This window comes from Desulfobacter sp. (assembly GCF_050177295.1).
In genome coordinates, this window is the sequence record NZ_JBFXHE010000525.1 from 1 (window position 1) to 2,669 (window position 2,669).

The following is a 2,669-nucleotide window of genomic DNA, read 5'->3' on the forward strand; positions in this document are numbered from 1 at the left end:
CCAAGCATTCTTGCCGGCTTATCCAGGCTCTCCTGTTTTGATTCAAGATTGTCTTCAATTAATTCAAAGGCATCCATGATGTCAAGAAGGCCCGTAAAAATTTCGTTTTCCTTTTTTTTCTGGGCCCCGGCCTGGGCAGCAAGGTCCAGCTTCAGGCCGGCGATTTGCTGCTGGAAATCAATGAGTTTTTTTTTTAGCTGTTCTTTTTCACTGCCCATGGTGGCCGTCAAATATTTCCAGGCAGGGGGCATCAAATCCATCGCTCCCTTTGGTATTGTTGTAAGCGGCTGAAATTTCTTTCAGTTCTTGGCCCAGCCGTTTTTGGGTCTCCCCAAAATCAGGAAAATGGATAAAGGCCTGGCAGGCCCTGGAAACCGGGTCAAGCAGCTTTTTCTGGGCCTGGGCAATGGTCCTGGCGTCATGACGCCTTTGCCGCATCGCCAAAGCAGCTGCCTGGATGATCTCTTTGTTTGACGCATCTTTGTCAATGCCCAGCACAGCATAGGGATTCATTGGTCTTTAATCTCCCAGCAGTTGAATTTTCATTTCAAGGGTGTCAATGATGGGATGGACCGGGTCAACCGCCATGCAGGAATTGAGCAGCTCATTCAATTCCACTATGCGGTAAGGTTTTTCCAGTTCGCTGTCTTCAATATGTTCCATCATCTGTTCGATAAAGTCAAAAAACTTGTCCCGGATTTCAGGAAAAGAGGATTTTGTGGCCAGCGTGGCAGCCTTGCCCATCTTTCTTTTATTCATGGCATTGTAAAGGGCCTCCATTTCCAGATCAATGGCGATCTGCGCCTGGAGATGGATAACATATTCATTGCCGGGATCTACAGCAAGGGCTTTTTCAAGGGCAACATGGCATTGTTTATTGTTTATTCTTCCTCTGTTAAACCTGTTAACAGCGGTCTGCCCCATAACAAAAGAATATGCTTCAGATATCGGCCCGGACGGTCGCAACTGATATAAAAAGCCCAATAGCGCTTCATGTTCAAACAGGTACTGGCCTTCATATTGCAGCATTTCCTGTGAAAATTGTTTCTCCATACCAGGCACGGTCTCAAATAGACGGACCGTTGAGTCAAAGTAGTCAAGGAAATTCTTTTCACCGTTTTCCAGGACAAATTTTCCATATTCAAAACGGATCAGCCCCAGGGCATAATTTATAAATTCATCAGCCGAATCCGGGGCATCCATTGTTCCAATCAGATTAAAGGCGTCCTTGGCGCTGCGGGTTTTCAATGCATAAAAACTTTCCCCCACCCGGGAGTAACAGGCCCCGGTCGAAAGATAATGCGCCTCATCCCTGAAATAATCCCTGTTCTCCCGGATCAGCGCCAAAACGGTGTCAGAAAGGCCGTAGTGTTTTGCAAAACAGGGGGTGCAAATCCACGGGACAGAAGGGCTTCCATGCCGGCTTCCGGAGATAGCCAGAAAATCGGCCATCAGTGACTTGTCAATCTCAAAAAGCCTTGCGACTGCGCCGTTTAACTCTTTAGACCCGGCCATGGTGTTGATTCTATCTTCAGCCATACGGACCAAACGTTGCCGGACCCTGTCCTGTTTTTCCGGGTCATCCCCCACCGTCCTGGCCAGGTCCGTGGCATAAACGGCTGTCAGCCAATGGTCAGCCATGAGTCCGGTATAGTCTGCCTGGATTTCAGCCAGGTGGTAATATGTAACGGCACATAAAACAGTTATGGCCGGATCTTTCTTGAAAATCATTGTATCCAAAAGAGTTGCAACCGCACCATAATCGCCGGTTTCCCACAGGGGTGCGGCCAGGGCCAGCCTGCAGTAATCCGAAATGGCCCCAAGCTCTTTGACCAGTCTGTCATTGCCATGGACGGCCTTGCCGCCCAAAAGCCTGCCCGCATCTGCCAGTATTCCGTTAAGATCGGCCCCGGCTTTCATGGACGCGTTAAGCTGTTCAACGGCAAGTTCCAGCACCTGGTGCTGCTGCGACACAAAGGCAGCAGCATTGGAATCAATCATCTCCCACTGGCCCAGGGCGTCTATATATCTGCCCTGCTTTGCCAGGGCATAACCGAAATGGTAGCGTGCCGCCTCACTCAGGCGGTTTAACGACCTGAACAGTTCAACTGCCTGGTCAAACATGTTTGTCTTGACAAGGCAGACTGCACTGTCGGACAGGTAGTTTTCATTTTCGTGAATCTGGGCAAGTTCTGTATAAAAACCGTATGCCGCCTGATAGTCCTTATTCCTGACCGCGGTTTCGGCCTTGGCAACCATGTCACAACCCAAAAGGCGTTGTTCAATTTCACGGATTTTATCCCCAAGCCAGGTTTCGTGCAGCAGGCCGTCCGCCTCCCTGAAACAGGAGACAGCACCGGATAAATCGTTTCGGCTTTCGGCTTTCTGTCCTTTTTTTACCCATTCCCTGCCTTTAAGGCCCTGGGTGTTTTTAAGGCATATGGCCAGTTTCTCTTCTATTTCCGGGCTATTCTGTTTCTGCCTGGCCTTTTTGAATTCTTTTTCCGCTAACAGGTAATTTCCTGTTTCAAACAGTTTTTCCGCCCGTTTCAGAATAACGTCAATTGTGTTTCGTTTTTTAGCCATGGTTACTCCAAGTATATCCCGATGGTCATCCCCGGTTCAAACGGAATGTCTTTAACAAGGCAGTCGGTTCCATGTGAACAGTA

3 protein-coding genes are annotated in these 2,669 nt (G+C 48.8%); all 3 read right to left on the reverse strand.

The genetic code is table 11. The features are described from left to right. Positions 1 to 218: hypothetical protein (locus AB7U36_RS22080; RefSeq protein WP_428161757.1), on the reverse strand; the 218-nt coding region annotated here is incomplete at its 3' end. Continuing rightward, positions 208 to 513: a hypothetical protein gene (locus AB7U36_RS22085; protein WP_428161758.1), complete on the reverse strand. Its 306-nt coding sequence runs from the start codon at positions 511 to 513 to the stop codon at positions 208 to 210. The genes AB7U36_RS22080 and AB7U36_RS22085, both read right to left, overlap by 11 nt. A 6-nt stretch (positions 514 to 519) precedes the next feature. Next, on the reverse strand, positions 520 to 2,586 hold the full coding sequence (locus AB7U36_RS22090; RefSeq protein WP_428161759.1) for a tetratricopeptide repeat protein: 2,067 nt from the start codon (positions 2,584 to 2,586) through the stop codon (positions 520 to 522). Positions 2,587 to 2,669: the final 83 nt, after the last annotated feature.

Coding starts and splice junctions, on each gene's coding strand:
- AB7U36_RS22090 (WP_428161759.1), bottom strand. CDS start 2,586: ATGGCTAAAAAACGAAACACAATTGACGTTATTCTGAAACGGGCGGAA.
- AB7U36_RS22085 (WP_428161758.1), bottom strand. CDS start 513: ATGAATCCCTATGCTGTGCTGGGCATTGACAAAGATGCGTCAAACAAA.